Here is a 15,196-nt window from a genome sequence, read left to right as displayed (position 1 = left end):
GCAAATACGGAATACAGCTTAAAGCCTAAGGCCAAAGGCAGAAAGCAAAAAGCCGAAGATCCAAAGCAAAAGCGAAGGCCGAAAGCAGAAAGCCGAAAGCGAATACAGCTGTAAGCTTCAAGCTGTAAGCGAAAGCAATACAGAATACAGCTTAAAGCCTACGGCTCAAAGGCGGAAGGCGGAAAAGTCTACAGCAAAAAAATGAAGGCGGAAGGCATAAAACCTCGGGCCGGAACCGGAATACCAAAAGCATAAACCTTAAAAACCAGGGTAGCAGACACTGCCCCTGCCTGTGTTCTGTATAGCGTTAACCGGCTAACGTCCTGCAAACCCATTCCCCATTGACCATTCCCCGGCACCAGGAAACCGGTAACCAGCCCCCGGCCCCGGCTAAAAAACCATATTGAAAACACCCCGCCATTCACTTTTACCATTCACAATCCTTGCGCCACCAGTAAACGGAGGTGGTTCACCACCCCATTCCCCATTCAGCGCTGCCCCTGAAGCCCACCGGCCGCCCGTTTCCCTTTTTTAACAAGGCGGAGCAAAATTTTTAGGTTTTAGTACCCATTCACTAAAACCGGTTGAGCTATCAATGCGACTTCGCCCTAACAATTGTTAGCTAAATAATTGACAACAAACTACCCATTAAATTAGATAATATTCAAAAATGCGTCCCATACGCCCATTGGTATGGATAAATTTTAATTATATCTTTGAGCCGTAAACAAACGAACGCTTGTATGTCATTAACAACAATTGCCATCCCCACGAAAGGCCTTGAGGAGCTGGGACTTCACTCAACCAACAATTTATTGCACTACCAGTTATCGGCCGATGAACTGGTGCAGGACACATTACGGTTACACCAGGGCGAACTGAACAACACCGGCGCACTCGTTGTAAAAACAGGCGAGTTTACCGGCCGCAGCCCCAAAGACAAATTCATTGTAATAGACGAGATCACTGAAAACTCCGTACACTGGAATGACTTCAACATTCCGCTGGATGAAAAATATTTTCACTGCATTCGAAAAAAGATCCTCGATCACCTGAACGTGCAGCCCGAACTGTGGGTACGCGATTCCTATGCCTGCGCCGAACCCCGCTACCGCCTGAACATCCGGGTAATAAACGACAATCCCTGGAGCAACCTGTTTGCCTATAATATGTTCCTTCGCCCCGAGGAAGAGGAACTGGATCATTTCACCCCCGACTGGCATATTCTGGCAGCCCCTAGCTTAAAACTCGATCCCATGGAATGCGGCGTTCGTCAGCATAACGCGGCGGTGATAAGTTTTAAACACCGCACCATCCTCATTGCCGGCAGCGGTTATACCGGCGAGATCAAAAAAGGCATCTTCTCTATTCTCAATTATATTTTACCGCACGACAAAGGTGTATTGAGCATGCACTGCTCGGCCAACATTGGCAGGGATGGCGATACCGCCCTTTTCTTTGGCCTTAGCGGCACCGGTAAAACAACACTTAGCGCCGACCCCGATCGCAAACTGATCGGTGACGATGAGCATGGCTGGACCGACCAGGGCGTGTTCAACTTCGAAGGCGGATGTTATGCCAAATGTATTGACCTGAGCGCCGAAAAGGAACCCGCCATATTTGCGGCTATCCGTAATGGTGCACTGGTTGAAAATACCAACTTCTACCCTGGCACACTGGAAATAGATTACACTAACAAATCTATTACCGAAAATACCCGTGTTTCTTACCCGCTGCACTATATCTGCAACGCCAAGGAACCGGCAACGGGCGGTATTCCCGAAAACATCTTTTTTCTTACCTGCGATGCCTATGGCGTTCTGCCCCCGGTTTCAAAACTCACGCCCGCGCAGGCCATGTACCAGTTCATTTCGGGCTATACGGCTAAAGTAGCAGGCACCGAGGCCGGCGTTACCGAGCCCAAATCAACCTTCAGTGCATGTTTTGGCGCCCCCTTCCTGCCCCTGCACCCTGGCTTTTATGCTGGTATGCTGGGCGAGAAGTTGAAAAAACACAACGCCAATGTATGGCTGATCAATACCGGCTGGACGGGCGGCTCCTACGGAACCGGCAGCCGCATGAAACTGTCGTACACCCGCGCCATGATCAGCGCTGCGCTTAACGGCCAGCTTAACCAGGCAGCATTCGAAACGCACCCGGTTTTTGGCATGGCAATGCCCACCAGCTGCCCGGGCGTTCCTTCCACGGTATTGAACCCGCGTAATACCTGGGCCGATAAGGAAGCATACGATAAAACAGCCGGAAGCCTGGCTAAACAGTTCATTACCAATTTTGAGAAATATGCATCGGGCGTTGCGCCGGAAGTGCTGGCGGCCGCTCCAAAAATATAGTTTAACCTTTTTGTTCGTCTTTCAGATATTTTATTGAAATTAGAACGCTTTTTAACAAAAGCATTTCGGTCTCAACGATTACTTTGCCATAGAAAAGGTTGTCTCTTAAATGGGGCAACCTTTTAATTTTACCAGGTTCCTTTGATTTTCGTAAATTTTAGGAAATAGTTTACGGCGATTTGGTTTAAGTTGCCGTTGTGTTTAAGGGCCCCCATTATGAGCAAAGTCTTATTTTCATTACTACTCACGTGTGTTACCGTTATACAAACGAATAACCTGATCCCGTGGAGCGCTTCGCGAAAGCTTAGCTGGAGCGATTTCACCGGCAGCCCCGATCCGCGCTCAACCAATGCCGCACTTACCAGCAGCAATATCAATATCGAATTCGGCTACGATGAGGAAGGATTTCAGTATTCCATCAAATGCAGTTTTGACAAGAACCGCTCGTGGGTGCGTATAAAGAACAATGAAGTGCTGGCGCATGAGCAGGGCCATTTCGATATTGCCGAAATATATGCCCGCAAACTGAACAAGCTAATGAAAGCGTACCGGTTCAATGCCAAAACAGCCGGTACCGATATAAACCAGTTGTACGAGAACGCCATGAAACAACACCGGCTAGTCCAGCAGCAGTACGACCAGGAAACCGATTATTCCCGCAACAAATCGAAACAGCAGGAATGGCTGAAAAAGATAGAAGCAGACCTAAAAAGCCTCGAGCTTTTTGCCAACTATCAGCTTACAAATTAATGGGTAACTATAGAACCGGCCAGCAACGCATTTGCTGATGAAATAATGTATTCAACAATACTCCGAACTGATTTCCATTACTAATTCCGTTGTACCAACCCGAATAGTTTTTTTGGGGGAAAGATATTGCGCATCCGGGTTGTAAAACAGCATGGCGGCATCATTGGCTGCCAATAACTTTTTAAACAGGCTGGCCACCGCTTCCATATTTAAAACAAACCGTATAACTGCGAATCGATCTTGCGAATGATATCACCGAGGTGTTCGTCGTTTTCGGGAAACTTATTTTTATCGATGTCTATCACCAGCAGGGGGCCTTCTTTATATCCATCGATCCATTTATTATAGAAATCGTTGAGGCGTTTCAGATAATCGAGCCGGATGTTCTCTTCGTATTCACGGCCGCGTTTCTGAATTTGCGCAACCAGCGTAGGCACCGATGCTTTCAGGTAAATGAGCATATCGGGCGGCTGCACCATTGTTTTTAAGGTTTCGAAGAACATGAAATAATTATCGAAATCACGCTTGCTCATAAGCCCCATCTCATGCAGGTTGGGTGCGAAAATGTAAGCGTCTTCGTAAATCGTTCTGTCCTGCACCACGGTTTCGGTACCGCGGTGAATATCGTTCAGTTGTTTGAGACGGCTGTTAAGGAAGTAGATCTGCAGGTTGAAACTCCACCGCGGCATATCGTCATAAAAATCGAACAGGTAGGGGTTATGGTCTACATCTTCAAACTGGGGTATCCAGCGATAATGTTTACTGAGCAGTTCGGTGAGCGTAGTTTTGCCCGCGCCGATATTACCCGCCACAGCAATATGCTTCGGTTTCTTAGTCTTTGCCATTATTGTAGAGTTCTATCCCGTTTTAATTTTCCCGTTACTGTTTCCGACAAACCCCGATCCTTGCGGGGCAATCAAAAATTTAAGATATCAATTCTTTCCGGTTTTCAACCTGTTCGCCGGTGTTTTTTAATAATAATTCAAACCCATGGCTTCACGTACCACCTTCATAGTGGCCTGAGCGCTTACCCGGGCTTTTTCGGCTCCCTGCACCATTACTTTTTTCAGGTATTCGGTGTCCTGTTGAATGGCTGCTGCTTTTTCACGTATGGGGGAAATAAAATTCACCATGTCTTCGGCCAGTTGTTTTTTCATATCGCCATACCTGATGGTACATGCGTTATAATCCGCTTCAAACTTCTGAACAACTTCGGGCGTACTTACCAGTTTCATCAGCAGGAACAGGTTCTCAATGTAATCGGGTTTGGGCGTGTTGGGTTCCTTGGGGCCACTATCGGTTGTGGCCTTCATTACTTTTTTTCGTATGAGGTCATCGGGATCGCTGAGATATAAAGTAGCGTACTGATTTTCACTCTTGCTCATTTTACCGGCGCCATCGAGGCTTGGCACTTTTACCAGTTCGCTGCCAAAGTTAAAGGCAACCGGCTCGGGAAACACGTCACCATAACGATGGTTAAAACGGCCGGCAATATTACGGGCCATTTCAAGGTGCTGCTCCTGGTCTTTACCTACCGGTACCAGGTGGGCGCGGTGTAAAAGAATATCGGCGGCCTGTAAAACCGGATAGGTAAGCAGGCCTGAGTTTACGTTCTGCGGATGCTGGCGCACCTTATCCTTGAAGGTCGGCGTTTTTTCCAGCTCACCTACCATCGACATCATGTTAAGATAGAGGTACAGCTCAGCCGTTTCAAAAACATGGCTCTGGCAGTACAGGGCGCATTTATCGGGATTGAGTCCGCTGGCCAGATGTTCGGCCAGCACCCGGTGAATATTATTTTTTAACTCCTTTGTATCGGGGTGGGTAGTAAGCGAATGCAGGTCGGCCAGCATAAAAAAGCAGGGATACTCGTCCTGCATGCGCACAAAATTGCGCAGGGCGCCAAAATAGTTGCCGAGGTGTAAAAACCCGGTGGGACGGATACCGCCCATGACGATCTCTTTCTTAACACTTTGCATAAGGAGCGCGAAGATAAGGATTGTTTGTAGTTTGTAGTTTATGGTTTGTGGTTGTTTCTATTGGGGCCGGCCGCCCGAAACTATGCCCGCTGATGCACAACACATTGAATGTCAGTTTTGTTTTTAGCGGTAGTACGTGTGCCGGAGCTTTGGGTTTTTAGCCTGAGGCCTTGCAGCCTAAAGCGTGAAGCCTATATTTGCCTGCAGCTTGCAGTTTGAAGCTTGCAGCCCGTATTGGCTTCCGGCTTTCACCATTCACCATTGACCATTGACCACTCACCATTCATTAGCATATCAACAAATTATCACTTTAGTACATTGGCCATATTGAGTTATTTTTGTCACTATGGAAGTAAATGATGCATTGGTGCAAAACCTGGCCAACCTGGCCCGCCTGCAGTTCAACGAACAGGAAAAAGAAATAATCAAGGGCGACCTGCAACGAATGATCCATTTCGTCGACAAACTCAATGAACTGGATACCACCGGGGTTGAACCGCTTTTACATATGACCGACGCTATCAATGTGTTACGTGAAGATGTGGTAAAGGGATCAATTCCGCGGGAAGAAGCGTTGAAAAACGCGCCCGATTCAGACGGAACGTTCTTTAAAGTGCCAAAAGTGATCAAAAAAGATTAACCCGGCGCTGCGACCGGTTCCTGTAATATCGGCCAAAACCAACCAAATTACCCGGCTTTAAACTTTTACTATGAATGCGATCATTCAACTTGAGGGCATACGCAAGAGCTATTTTATGGGACGGCAGGAATTACAGGTTCTGAAGGGAATAGACCTCGAGATCTTCCATACCGAATATGTTGCCCTGATGGGTCCCTCCGGTTCCGGCAAAAGTACCCTTATGAATATTCTCGGCTGTCTCGATTCCCCTTCGGCAGGCCGTTATGTGCTGAACGGACAGGATGTGAGCAAAATGGCCGATGACAGCCTCGCCGATGTACGCAATAAAGAGATCGGTTTCGTTTTCCAGCAGTTCAACCTGCTGCCCCGCCTTAGCGCCCTCGAAAACGTGGCCCTGCCGCTGGTTTATGCCGGCGTGGGCCGGAAACAGCGTACGGAGATGGCTATGGAAGTGATCAAAAAAGTAGGGCTGGAAGACAGAAGCCATCACAAACCCAATGAGCTTTCGGGGGGTCAGTGCCAGCGTGTGGCCATTGCGCGCGCCCTGGTAAATAATCCTTCACTTATCCTGGCCGATGAGCCTACAGGTAACCTCGATACCAAAACTTCCAAAGAGATCATGGACATCTTCAACCAGATCCAGGCCGCCGGTAATACCGTGGTGCTGGTTACCCATGAAGAAGATATTGCCAATTATGCCAAACGCGTTGTTCGCCTTCGCGACGGACTGATTGAAAGCGATACGATGAAGGCAACGAAACAACAAGGCATAGAGGCGTAAAACAGTTGCCGGTTGCCGGTTACCAGTTGCCCGATACCGGGCTTCCACTTCAAAGCCCGCAACTATTTGTTACAGGGTACGGGGCCGCGCTAATGGTTACCAGGTTGCGATTGGCGCGGCCTGACATTCCGGTTCCATTGCCAATCCACGATCATGAGCCCCGGATATAAGACCTTGCCGTTTCACGCCCCTCATTAGCCTAACTTTGCCCATCTTTAGCAAGAACTATCATAATTGACAAACAATGGCTCAAAAGATTTACACCAAAACCGGAGATAAAGGTTCCACATCATTAATAGGCGGAACAAAAGTGCCTAAATCGCACCTGCGTATTGAAGCCTATGGCACCGTTGATGAGTTAAGCTCATGGATCGGGTTATGCCGCGACCTGCTAACCGACGAAGCCGCCAGAAACATTTTACAGGAAGTGCAGGACCGCCTGTTCACCATGAACGCCTCCCTCGCCTGCGACCCCATAAAAGAGCCTAAACTACGTATACCCGACTTAAAAGAAGAAGATGCCACTTTGCTTGAAAAGGAAATAGACCGCATGAATGAGGTTATACCGCCCATGAAGAGTTTTATACTGCCGGGCGGGCACCCTACCCTTTCCCAGCTGCATGTGACCCGTTGCGTATGCCGCCGCGCCGAGCGCTGCTGCGTTCGCCTCGACCAGGAAAGCCTCGAAGTGGATGGCATTATTCTGAAATACCTCAACCGCCTCAGCGATTATTTATTTGTACTTGCCCGTTATACCGGCCACCAGATGGGGATTGAAGAAATTCCGTGGAAACCGAGGGTTAATTAGCTAATGTGCTAATTTGATAATGTGCTAATGGAAGAACCAGATAAGAGAGTTTTCGATCATCTGAAGGCATGCCGGCATGTATGGGGCAATATTTTGATGAGTTGTTCTGCCATACGACAGTCTTATTAACTAATTATTGAATTAGCAAATTAGCACATTAATTAAACGATCTTCCCGTCTTTCATATGCAGGATCCTGTCGCTCATTTGCGCCAGGTCTTCGTTATGGGTAACTATCAGGAACGACTGGTTGAACTGCTGCCGCAGCGAAAAGAACAGCTGGTGCAACTCGTGGGCGTTGGCCGAATCGAGGTTGCCCGTAGGCTCATCGGCAAAAATGATATTAGGTCTATTTATCAGGGCGCGGGCCACGGCAACCCGTTGCTGCTCGCCGCCCGACAGGGCATTGGGTTTATTATCAACGCGCTTTTCGAGCCCCAGCATCTGTAATAACGATAAAGCATATTGCTCCACGTCCGATTTGCGCCGGCCGGCCATCCAGCCGGGGATACACACATTTTCGAGGGCGGTGAATTCGGGCAATAAATGGTGGAACTGGAAAACAAATCCCACATGTTTATTACGAAAAGCCGCCATCTGTTTTTCGTTCAGGAAGTTAATTCGCTGGTTTCCCACCCTTACCTCCCCTTTATCGGGCTTATCGAGTGTTCCCAAAATATGTAACAGCGTACTCTTGCCCGAGCCGGAAGGCCCTACTATACTGGCAATTTCGCCCTGTTTTATCTCAAGGTCGACCCCCTTCAATACCCACAGATCACCATAATATTTCTGAATATTCGTCGCTGTTAACATGTGTTGTGAATTACTAATATGGCCGTCAAGATACTACAAACCATTGGCTTCCCGTTCATAGGCACCATTTGTGACAAGTTTTTAAGAAAACCTTCCATTATCTTTCAAAGATAGATTTGGTTTTTTCGTCAGGAGGGTTACTTTTGCGAAAAATTGAGGGGTTGTCGAGGGTAGAAACCATGCTTTATTCTCCGGCCTCTGAATTCAGAACTGTACGTGGATTTAAAACTTAAAACAGGCGAATCGTATGTTTTGGACATTAGAACTTGCATCCTATCTCGAAGATGCACCGTGGCCTGCCACCAAAGATGAGCTTATTGACTACGCGATCCGTAGCGGAGCCCCCATCGAAGTGGTAGAAAATCTTCAGGAACTGGAAGATGAAGGGGAGATCTATGAAGGGATAGAAGACATCTGGCCAGATTATCCGAGCCAGGATGACTTCTTCTTTAATGAAGATGAGTACTAAAAGCCCATGGCTAAAAAATAGTGCAAACCGGTCGCTGTTATGGCGGGCGGTTTTTTGTTTTGTTGTCACCAGTTGCCGGGCAGGTTACCAGGTAATCGAACGGCATACCTGCCTATAAAAACAGTGGGGCGTTCCGGTAGAACGCCCCACTGATATAATCAATATATTTTCTTGTTAACTCATCAACCAGTTAACTCATCAACCAATCTCTATTTCTCCATTTGCTCAATCACCGCCTGGGTTACGCCGGTAAAGGAGAACCCGCCATCATGGAACAGGTTCTGCATGGTTACCATTTTTGTAAGATCGCTGAACAGGGTAACGCAATAGTCGGCACACTGATCGGCCGAGGCGTTGCCCAGCGGGCTCATTTTTTCGGCATAGGAAATAAAACCATCGAAGCCTTTTACGCCGCTGCCTGCCGTTGTTTTGGTAGGCGACTGTGAAACGGTGTTGATACGTACTTTCTTTTTTACGCCATAGTGATAACCAAAATTGCGGGCAACGCCTTCCAGCAATGCTTTCGCATCTGCCATTTCGTTATAATCGGGGAAAACGCGTTGTGCAGCGATATAGGTAAGAGCCACTACACTGCCCCAGTCGCTGATTGCGTCCATTTCCCAGGCTGTACGCAGCACACGGTGCAGCGACATAGCCGATATGTCGAGGGTTTTTTGGTTGAACCCATAATCGATCTCAGTATAATGTTTGTTCTTGCGCACGTTGAGGCTCATTCCAATTGAATGCAGAATGAAATCTACCTTACCGCCAAAATGCTTCGTTGCTTCTTCAAACAGCTTCTTCAGATCATCCATACTGGTAACGTCGGCGCCAACAACGGGTGCATTCACCGCTTCGGCCAGTTTGTTGATCTCGCCCATACGTAAAGCCACCGGCGCATTGGTCAACACCAGTTGTGCGCCTTCTTCATGACAACGCAAAGCCGTTCTCCACGCAATTGATTTTTCGTCCAAAGCTCCGAATATGATCCCTTTTTTTCCTTTAAGCAGGTTATATGCCATAGAATTTGTTTTTTAATTAGAAACGGCAAAATAACATCATTTCCATTTCCCTTCCTTCATCAGGTCGCCAATTATCTTTAATGCCATGTACCGGCCTGTTTTTTCACATAAGGCCTACGCTACACCGGCGGGTTTTCTCATTATCACATTATCCCATTATCCCATTATCCCATTATCACATTATCACATTAATTCATCACCATCTCCCGGGCATTCTCCAGCGCTGCTGCCGTGGGTTTCTCCCCACTGAGCATTTTGGCAATGGCCGTAATGCGTTCGTCCTGCGATAACAGCCTGATGCTTGTTTTAATGGTATTGCCTTTAATGTCTTTATACACGAAGTAATGGGCATCGGCCTTACCGGCTATCTGGGGCTGATGGGTGATGCTGAACACCTGGCGTTTACGGGCAAGGTCTTTCATAATTACGCCCACCTGTTTGGCCGCTTCGCCCGAAATGCCGGTGTCAATTTCATCGAAGATGAGTGTGGGCAGATCGAGCGACTGCGCCACCAGTGACTTTATACACAGCATCAAACGGCTCAATTCGCCGCCCGACGCTACTTTACGTATAGGTTCAAAGCGGTTGCTTTTATTGGCATCGAACAGGAATTCTATATCGTCCTGGCCGGTTGACTGCAAAGAGGGCAGCTGCGTTACTTCTACCTGTAAGCGGGCATTGGGCATTCCTACCTGTGCCAGTAATTTGTTCACTTTATCCTGCAGGGGCTTCACCTGTTTTGTGCGGTTGGCCGTTAGTTTGGCCGCCAGTTCCGTTGCCTTTTGCAACAACTGCTGCACCGCTTTTTCTTTGGCCTGAATAGCTTCATCGATATTCAGCACGGCCTGTAGTTTTTGTTCCAGCCCCTCCTGTATGGCCAGCAGTTCCTGCGTGGTATGAACACCGTGTTTCTTCAGCAGTTTATACCCGGTTGAAATGCGTTCGTTGAGTTGTTCTATTTTTTGCGGGTCGTATTGCACCTGGTCGTTGATCCGCTCTACTTCATCGGCAATATCCTGCAATTCTATCTGTGCCGATAATAACCGTTGTAATAACGCGGGCAACGCGGTATGATGATCGCTGTAAGCGCTCAGCTGGTTGCAAAGCGTTTTCAACTGTTGCACCATGGGCGATTCGCCTTCGCTTAACTCATATCCAACCTTACTCAGGGCCGATTTTATGCCTTCGGCATTGCTGAGCAGTTTAAGTGTTGCATCGGCTTCTTCCAGTTCATTCTCTTTCAGCGCGGCATCCTGCAGCTCATCGAACAGGAATTTATTATAATCGTATTCTTTGGTGAACTGGTCTTTCTGTTGTTGCAATGCGGTGAGCGCATGCTGCGCCTGCTGCAATTGGGTGTAGGCGCCATGGTATTGTTGCAGCACATCGGCATGGCCGGCCAGTGCATCGAGCACCTGCCGCTGAAAATCGCTTTCGCCCAGTTCAAGCGTATCGAACTGGCGATGCAGGTCGACCAGCATGGCGCTTAACCGGCGAAGTTGCTCGAGGTTAACCGGTGTATCGTTTACAAAGGCCCTTGACTTTCCATTGGCGCCAATTTCACGGCGAATGACCAGTTCTTCCTCCACATCGAGGTCCTGCTCGCGTAAAAAGGCTTTTACCGCTTTCTTTTCAGCTATTACAAAAATTCCTTCTACATAACATTTCCTGTCGCGGCTCTGCAATACCGAGGTATCGACCCGGTCGCCGAGGATCAGCGACAGGGCGCCCATTAAAATAGATTTACCGGCGCCGGTTTCACCCGTTATTATATTCAGCTTTTGCGAGAAATCGATCTCTATCTCGTCAATGATTGCGTAGTTCTGTATGAATAGTTTTTTAAGCACAGTACGATTTTGAGCGTAACAAATATAATATCGAATATCGAATGTTACATGCCGAACGCCGAAGTAGTTATCCCCTTCAACATGCGTTGGGGCAACATTCGCTATTCATTATTGCAACGTGCCAGCCCTGCCTTTGCCCGCTGGTCGAGAGAATTTTTAAAATCATGGTCATCCATGTTCAGACAGCGCTGAAACCATTGTCTGGCTGTTTGTTTATCGCCGCGTCGTTCAAAGATATAACCGGTTTGCAGGGCGGCCCTGGCCGCAAAATGTTCCTTACGGTTTTTGCCCAGGTCAATGGCCTGTTTGTAAAAAAGAATGGCCACACTGTCATTGCCTATATCGTCGTATAACCGGCCGGCCCTGTAGGCAAACTCCAGTTTTTCTTCAGGCAATGCAAAACTGCCGGTGTTCTTTCCGTGTAACAGCGCCAGCGCCTGCCGGTAATAACCGCCATCGTTCAGCAACCGCGCCTGTAATAATAATTTATTGGGCCATTGGCTGCTGCTTGCTTCCTTTTGCGCCTGTTTGTCGGCCTCAGAAAAAGTGCTGCCGCTTTTAAGCACCTTTTGCCGGCAGGCTTTGGCTTTGGCCTCATCGCCCTGCAGGTAATAATGCCAGCTCAATTTCTGCAACACATCCTTTACATAAAATTTGCCTTTGAACGTGGCAATAAAGCGTTCCAGATAAAAAGCCGCGGCGGGGTCGAGGTGATGCACTTTGGCATAACCCATTTCCATATCCCATACGGGTGTAAACATATAGGCAGCGCTGTTGTTCTTCGCCGTAATGATCTGCTCCGCTTTTTCCGACTGCTGGTTATTGAGGTTCAAATTGGCGGCCAGATACGCGAACAGGTGATGGTTCACCACATCGAGCCGTTGTTTTTCAATAAACTGAAAAACGCCGGGTTTATCGTTTTCTATATAAAATTTCAGGTAACAATAATAAAAAACCGCTTCCTCATGAAACAGTACCGACCATTCATCGGTTCCCCGCAAAAAGACGTTCATACGGTTCATTCCCTTTTTTATGCTGCCATTGATGCCGAGCAGGTTGCTGAGCCATTTATAGCCATCGGGAATGGTGCCTGCCGCTACCTGCATGGCGCCGGCATATAAAAGGTTGGGCGTAAAGCCGGGGAACGACTGCAGGTTGTTTTTTATTTGCAGGAAGGAACGGCGGAACTCCCATCCTGCATCCCAGTTATTGCCAAACTTAATACGCACGGCCGCCCACTGAAAATGTATAACTGAACGGGTAAATAACAGGAAAGGCGAATTCTTCGGGCCTTCTTCCATTTTATCGAGCCGGGTTTCGCGATTGGGCAGCCGCTTTTTATATTCTTCGGGGTCCTCGTTGAAGAACAGCGTGAAGAAATCGATATAGTTCTCGAGGAAATATGGGATGAGATTATCGGGCTGCTGTGCTTTTTCGGCATTCAGCAGCTGCTGGCCGGCATTCAATTTTAACTGAATGATCTCGTGATAGGCCTGGCGGCACCGGTCGTTGAAATCAAACACTTTTTCAGCCCGGGCGGGCGCATACAGTAAAACCAGTAAAAGCGCCAACCAGGTTGGCCATAGCCGATTCATGGGTGCAATATACGTGAATCGGCAAACAGCGAACGGCTCACTCATTTCGTACATTCCATATTTTATTGCATGGAGCCCCATAAAAAAAGCCCCGTCCGCCAGCTGGCGGACGGGGCTTCAGTATCTTGAATGCATTTGTTATTTTACTACATCTACGGTATCGAACAGATCGCGGTCAACCAGGATACGACCACAGTTTTCGCAAACGATGATCTTTTTACGTTGACGGATCTCGCTCTGACGCTGAGGCGGGATGGCGTTGAAGCAACCACCGCAGGCATCACGCTCAACCGGTACAACACCCAAACCGTTACGGTAGTTCTTGCGAATGCGATCGTAAGAAAGCAACAGGCGCTCTTCTACTTTTTCGCGGGCTTCAGAAGCCTGTTTGTTGTATGCTTTTTCTTCTTTTTCGTTTGTAGCGATGATCTTTTCGAGCTCACCTTTTTTGGTGCTCAACACGCCTTCTTTGGTAGCGATGTTCTTTTTGGCTTTATCGAGGACTACCACTTTCTCGGCAATCTCTTCGTTTGCATCGCGAATGTGCTTCTCAGCCAGTTTGATCTCCAGCTGCTGCATCTCTATCTCTTTATTGATGGCCTCGAACTCGCGGCTGTTCTTTACGTTCTCGCTTTGCTTTTCGTATTTCTTGATCAGGGCTTCAGATTCCTTGATCAGATTTTTCTTTTGGTTGATGAACTCCTGAATTCCGTTGATCTCTTCCTCAATACGAACCTGGCGGGCATGTAACCCCTGAATTTCATCTTCCAGGTCGCTCACTTCCATCGGCAACTCCCCTTTCAATATCTGTATCTCGTCGATCTTCGATTCAATCTTCTGCAATGCAACGAGTGAGCTTAATTTTTCTTCTACAGAGTAGTCTTTAACGTTAGCCATAAAGAGATTAATAGTTTGTTGTTTATACCCGCCCTTCGACCCTTTTGACGGGTTTTTTCTGTCCCCGGCTTCCCATCCCCGATGCTGCTATTTTGTTGCGCTGGTCCTGCTTTTAGCGGATCGCACCCTTCAGCGTCCTGTTCCTTAATCAACAAAATAATGCACAGGATTGGTTTTTAAAGCCGTTTTAAGGACGGCAAAGGTAGGAAATTTTTCCTGCAAAATCCCAGCCAGTAAATCTATGGTAAATTGCTCACTTTCGAAATGCCCGATATCAGCAATTATAAGCCGGCCGTTGGCGTCAAAAAACTCGTGGTATTTCATATCGCCGGTGATATAAATATCGGCCCCGGCGCCTAATGCCTTGGAAACCAGGAAACTACCTGCACCACCGCAAAGGGCTATCTTCCGCACCGGTTTGCCCCGCAAGGCGGTATGCCTGATCACCTGACACCCAAAAGCCTGTTTTAATTGTTTTAAAAAAGCCGTTTCCGCCACCGCATGGGGCAGTTCGCCTACCAGTCCTGCCCCTATGCCGGGATGGGTATTGGCCACATCTACAATATCATAGGCCACTTCTTCATACGGATGGGCGGTGCGCAAGGCCCTGATAAGGGCCGCTTGCAGGTAACCCGGAAAAATGACCTCTATTTTCAATTCCTGTTCATAATGCCGCTCCCCCGGCCGGCCCACAAAAGGATTGGTGCCTTCTTCTCCTTTAAAGGTACCGGTGCCTTCTACCCCAAAACTGCATTCATTATAATTACCTATATGCCCGGCGCCGGCTTCAAACAATGCGGTCCGCACCTGCTCTGCCTGTTCAACCGGCACAAAGGTGAACAGCTTTTTCAGCGTAGCCTCTTTGGGCGACAGGATCTTCCGGTTTACCAGTCCCAGTTTATCGGCCATCATACCGTTCACCCCGGCTATTACATTGTCGAGATTGGTATGAATAGCATAAATCGCTATATCATTTTTTATGGCGGTTATTATGGTCTTTTCTACATAATTGCGGCCCGTTATCTTTTTTAATCCGCCAAAGATGATGGGGTGATGGGCTACCACCAGGTTACAGCCCAGTTGTATGGCCTCATTCACTATTTCTTCCGTAGCATCCAACGTACACAATGCACCGGTGCAGGCCCAGCCGGCATTGCCGGTAAGCAGGCCGGCATTATCATAACTTTCCTGTAATGAAGGCGGGGCAATGGATTCAAGCAAGGCAATGATATCGGCAATTTTCAT

The 15,196-nt window shown here is 48.0% G+C and carries 15 protein-coding genes; 6 read left to right on the top strand and 9 right to left on the bottom strand.

What is annotated here, in order from left to right; translation table 11 throughout:
• Positions 1–743 precede the first annotated feature (743 nt).
• On the top strand, positions 744–2,351 hold the full coding sequence (pckA, locus tag A4R26_RS04640) for a phosphoenolpyruvate carboxykinase (ATP) (protein ID WP_081161259.1): 1,608 nt from the start codon (positions 744–746) through the stop codon (positions 2,349–2,351).
• 216 nt (positions 2,352–2,567) lie between these two features.
• On the top strand, positions 2,568–3,101 hold the full coding sequence (locus A4R26_RS04635) for a DUF922 domain-containing protein (protein ID WP_081161255.1): 534 nt from the start codon (positions 2,568–2,570) through the stop codon (positions 3,099–3,101).
• Between the two features lie 51 nt (positions 3,102–3,152).
• Here the strand turns inward: A4R26_RS04635 and A4R26_RS34765 are convergent, their stop codons facing one another.
• From A4R26_RS34765 to trpS, 3 genes are all read right to left on the bottom strand, one after another.
• Positions 3,153–3,308: a hypothetical protein gene (locus A4R26_RS34765; protein ID WP_165760147.1), complete on the bottom strand. Its 156-nt coding sequence runs from the start codon at positions 3,306–3,308 to the stop codon at positions 3,153–3,155.
• Between the two features lie 2 nt (positions 3,309–3,310).
• Positions 3,311–3,946, bottom strand: coding sequence for a deoxynucleoside kinase (locus A4R26_RS04630; RefSeq protein WP_081161250.1), 636 nt, complete (start codon positions 3,944–3,946; stop codon positions 3,311–3,313).
• 126 nt (positions 3,947–4,072) lie between these two features.
• On the bottom strand, positions 4,073–5,080 hold the full coding sequence (trpS, locus tag A4R26_RS04625) for a tryptophan--tRNA ligase (protein ID WP_165760146.1): 1,008 nt from the start codon (positions 5,078–5,080) through the stop codon (positions 4,073–4,075).
• A 346-nt stretch (positions 5,081–5,426) separates the two neighbouring features.
• Here trpS and gatC point away from each other — a divergent pair, with 346 nt between their 5' ends.
• The 3 genes from gatC (at position 5,427) to A4R26_RS04610 (ending at position 7,309) form a co-directional block, all read left to right on the top strand.
• On the top strand, positions 5,427–5,720 hold the full coding sequence (gene gatC, locus A4R26_RS04620; protein ID WP_081161247.1) for an Asp-tRNA(Asn)/Glu-tRNA(Gln) amidotransferase subunit GatC: 294 nt from the start codon (positions 5,427–5,429) through the stop codon (positions 5,718–5,720).
• A 70-nt stretch (positions 5,721–5,790) separates the two neighbouring features.
• Positions 5,791–6,501, top strand: a complete 711-nt coding sequence (locus A4R26_RS04615; RefSeq protein ID WP_081161243.1) for an ABC transporter ATP-binding protein — start codon at positions 5,791–5,793, stop codon at positions 6,499–6,501.
• Between the two features lie 244 nt (positions 6,502–6,745).
• A complete protein-coding gene (locus A4R26_RS04610; protein ID WP_081161238.1) occupies positions 6,746–7,309 on the top strand; it encodes a cob(I)yrinic acid a,c-diamide adenosyltransferase in 564 nt (187 codons plus the stop codon).
• Positions 7,310–7,470: 161 nt separating this feature from the next.
• Here the strand turns inward: A4R26_RS04610 and A4R26_RS04605 are convergent, their stop codons facing one another.
• Positions 7,471–8,121, bottom strand: coding sequence for an ABC transporter ATP-binding protein (locus A4R26_RS04605; protein WP_081161233.1), 651 nt, complete (start codon positions 8,119–8,121; stop codon positions 7,471–7,473).
• Between the two features lie 247 nt (positions 8,122–8,368).
• Here A4R26_RS04605 and A4R26_RS04600 point away from each other — a divergent pair, with 247 nt between their 5' ends.
• A complete protein-coding gene (locus tag A4R26_RS04600; protein WP_014221625.1) occupies positions 8,369–8,590 on the top strand; it encodes a DUF2795 domain-containing protein in 222 nt (73 codons plus the stop codon).
• Positions 8,591–8,799: 209 nt separating this feature from the next.
• Here the strand turns inward: A4R26_RS04600 and A4R26_RS04595 are convergent, their stop codons facing one another.
• From A4R26_RS04595 to A4R26_RS04570, 5 genes are all read right to left on the bottom strand, one after another.
• Positions 8,800–9,612 (bottom strand): enoyl-ACP reductase FabI, encoded by an 813-nt coding sequence (locus A4R26_RS04595; protein WP_081161228.1) that lies wholly within the window; start codon positions 9,610–9,612, stop codon positions 8,800–8,802.
• Between the two features lie 188 nt (positions 9,613–9,800).
• Positions 9,801–11,459 carry a DNA repair protein RecN gene (gene recN / locus A4R26_RS04590; RefSeq protein WP_081161223.1) on the bottom strand — a complete coding sequence of 553 codons (1,659 nt, stop codon included), beginning with the start codon at positions 11,457–11,459 and terminating at the stop codon, positions 9,801–9,803.
• 101 nt (positions 11,460–11,560) lie between these two features.
• Complete coding sequence (locus tag A4R26_RS04585) at positions 11,561–13,054, bottom strand: tetratricopeptide repeat protein (protein ID WP_081161320.1); 1,494 nt, start codon at positions 13,052–13,054, stop codon at positions 11,561–11,563.
• A 138-nt stretch (positions 13,055–13,192) separates the two neighbouring features.
• On the bottom strand, positions 13,193–13,951 hold the full coding sequence (locus A4R26_RS04580; RefSeq protein ID WP_081161218.1) for a zinc ribbon domain-containing protein: 759 nt from the start codon (positions 13,949–13,951) through the stop codon (positions 13,193–13,195).
• Positions 13,952–14,095: 144 nt separating this feature from the next.
• Positions 14,096–15,196 carry a Nif3-like dinuclear metal center hexameric protein gene (locus A4R26_RS04570; protein ID WP_081161209.1) on the bottom strand — a complete coding sequence of 367 codons (1,101 nt, stop codon included), beginning with the start codon at positions 15,194–15,196 and terminating at the stop codon, positions 14,096–14,098.

Source organism: Niastella populi (assembly GCF_002078015.1).
Classification (GTDB): domain Bacteria; phylum Bacteroidota; class Bacteroidia; order Chitinophagales; family Chitinophagaceae; genus Niastella; species Niastella populi.
Note: the sequence above shows the minus strand (reverse complement) of the source record. Positions and strands in the feature narration are given on the sequence as shown.

Excerpts from the sequence above, each read along its gene's own strand:
- pckA (WP_081161259.1), top strand. The coding sequence starts at position 744 with ATGTCATTAACAACAATTGCCATCCCCACGAAAGGCCTTGAGGAGCTG.
- A4R26_RS04635 (WP_081161255.1), top strand. The coding sequence starts at position 2,568 with ATGAGCAAAGTCTTATTTTCATTACTACTCACGTGTGTTACCGTTATA.
- A4R26_RS34765 (WP_165760147.1), bottom strand. The coding sequence starts at position 3,308 with ATGGAAGCGGTGGCCAGCCTGTTTAAAAAGTTATTGGCAGCCAATGAT.
- A4R26_RS04630 (WP_081161250.1), bottom strand. The coding sequence starts at position 3,946 with ATGGCAAAGACTAAGAAACCGAAGCATATTGCTGTGGCGGGTAATATC.
- trpS (WP_165760146.1), bottom strand. The coding sequence starts at position 5,080 with ATGCAAAGTGTTAAGAAAGAGATCGTCATGGGCGGTATCCGTCCCACC.
- gatC (WP_081161247.1), top strand. The coding sequence starts at position 5,427 with ATGGAAGTAAATGATGCATTGGTGCAAAACCTGGCCAACCTGGCCCGC.
- A4R26_RS04615 (WP_081161243.1), top strand. The coding sequence starts at position 5,791 with ATGAATGCGATCATTCAACTTGAGGGCATACGCAAGAGCTATTTTATG.
- A4R26_RS04610 (WP_081161238.1), top strand. The coding sequence starts at position 6,746 with ATGGCTCAAAAGATTTACACCAAAACCGGAGATAAAGGTTCCACATCA.
- A4R26_RS04605 (WP_081161233.1), bottom strand. The coding sequence starts at position 8,121 with ATGTTAACAGCGACGAATATTCAGAAATATTATGGTGATCTGTGGGTA.
- A4R26_RS04600 (WP_014221625.1), top strand. The coding sequence starts at position 8,369 with ATGTTTTGGACATTAGAACTTGCATCCTATCTCGAAGATGCACCGTGG.
- A4R26_RS04595 (WP_081161228.1), bottom strand. The coding sequence starts at position 9,612 with ATGGCATATAACCTGCTTAAAGGAAAAAAAGGGATCATATTCGGAGCT.
- A4R26_RS04585 (WP_081161320.1), bottom strand. The coding sequence starts at position 13,054 with ATGAATCGGCTATGGCCAACCTGGTTGGCGCTTTTACTGGTTTTACTG.
- A4R26_RS04580 (WP_081161218.1), bottom strand. The coding sequence starts at position 13,951 with ATGGCTAACGTTAAAGACTACTCTGTAGAAGAAAAATTAAGCTCACTC.
- A4R26_RS04570 (WP_081161209.1), bottom strand. The coding sequence starts at position 15,196 with ATGAAAATTGCCGATATCATTGCCTTGCTTGAATCCATTGCCCCGCCT.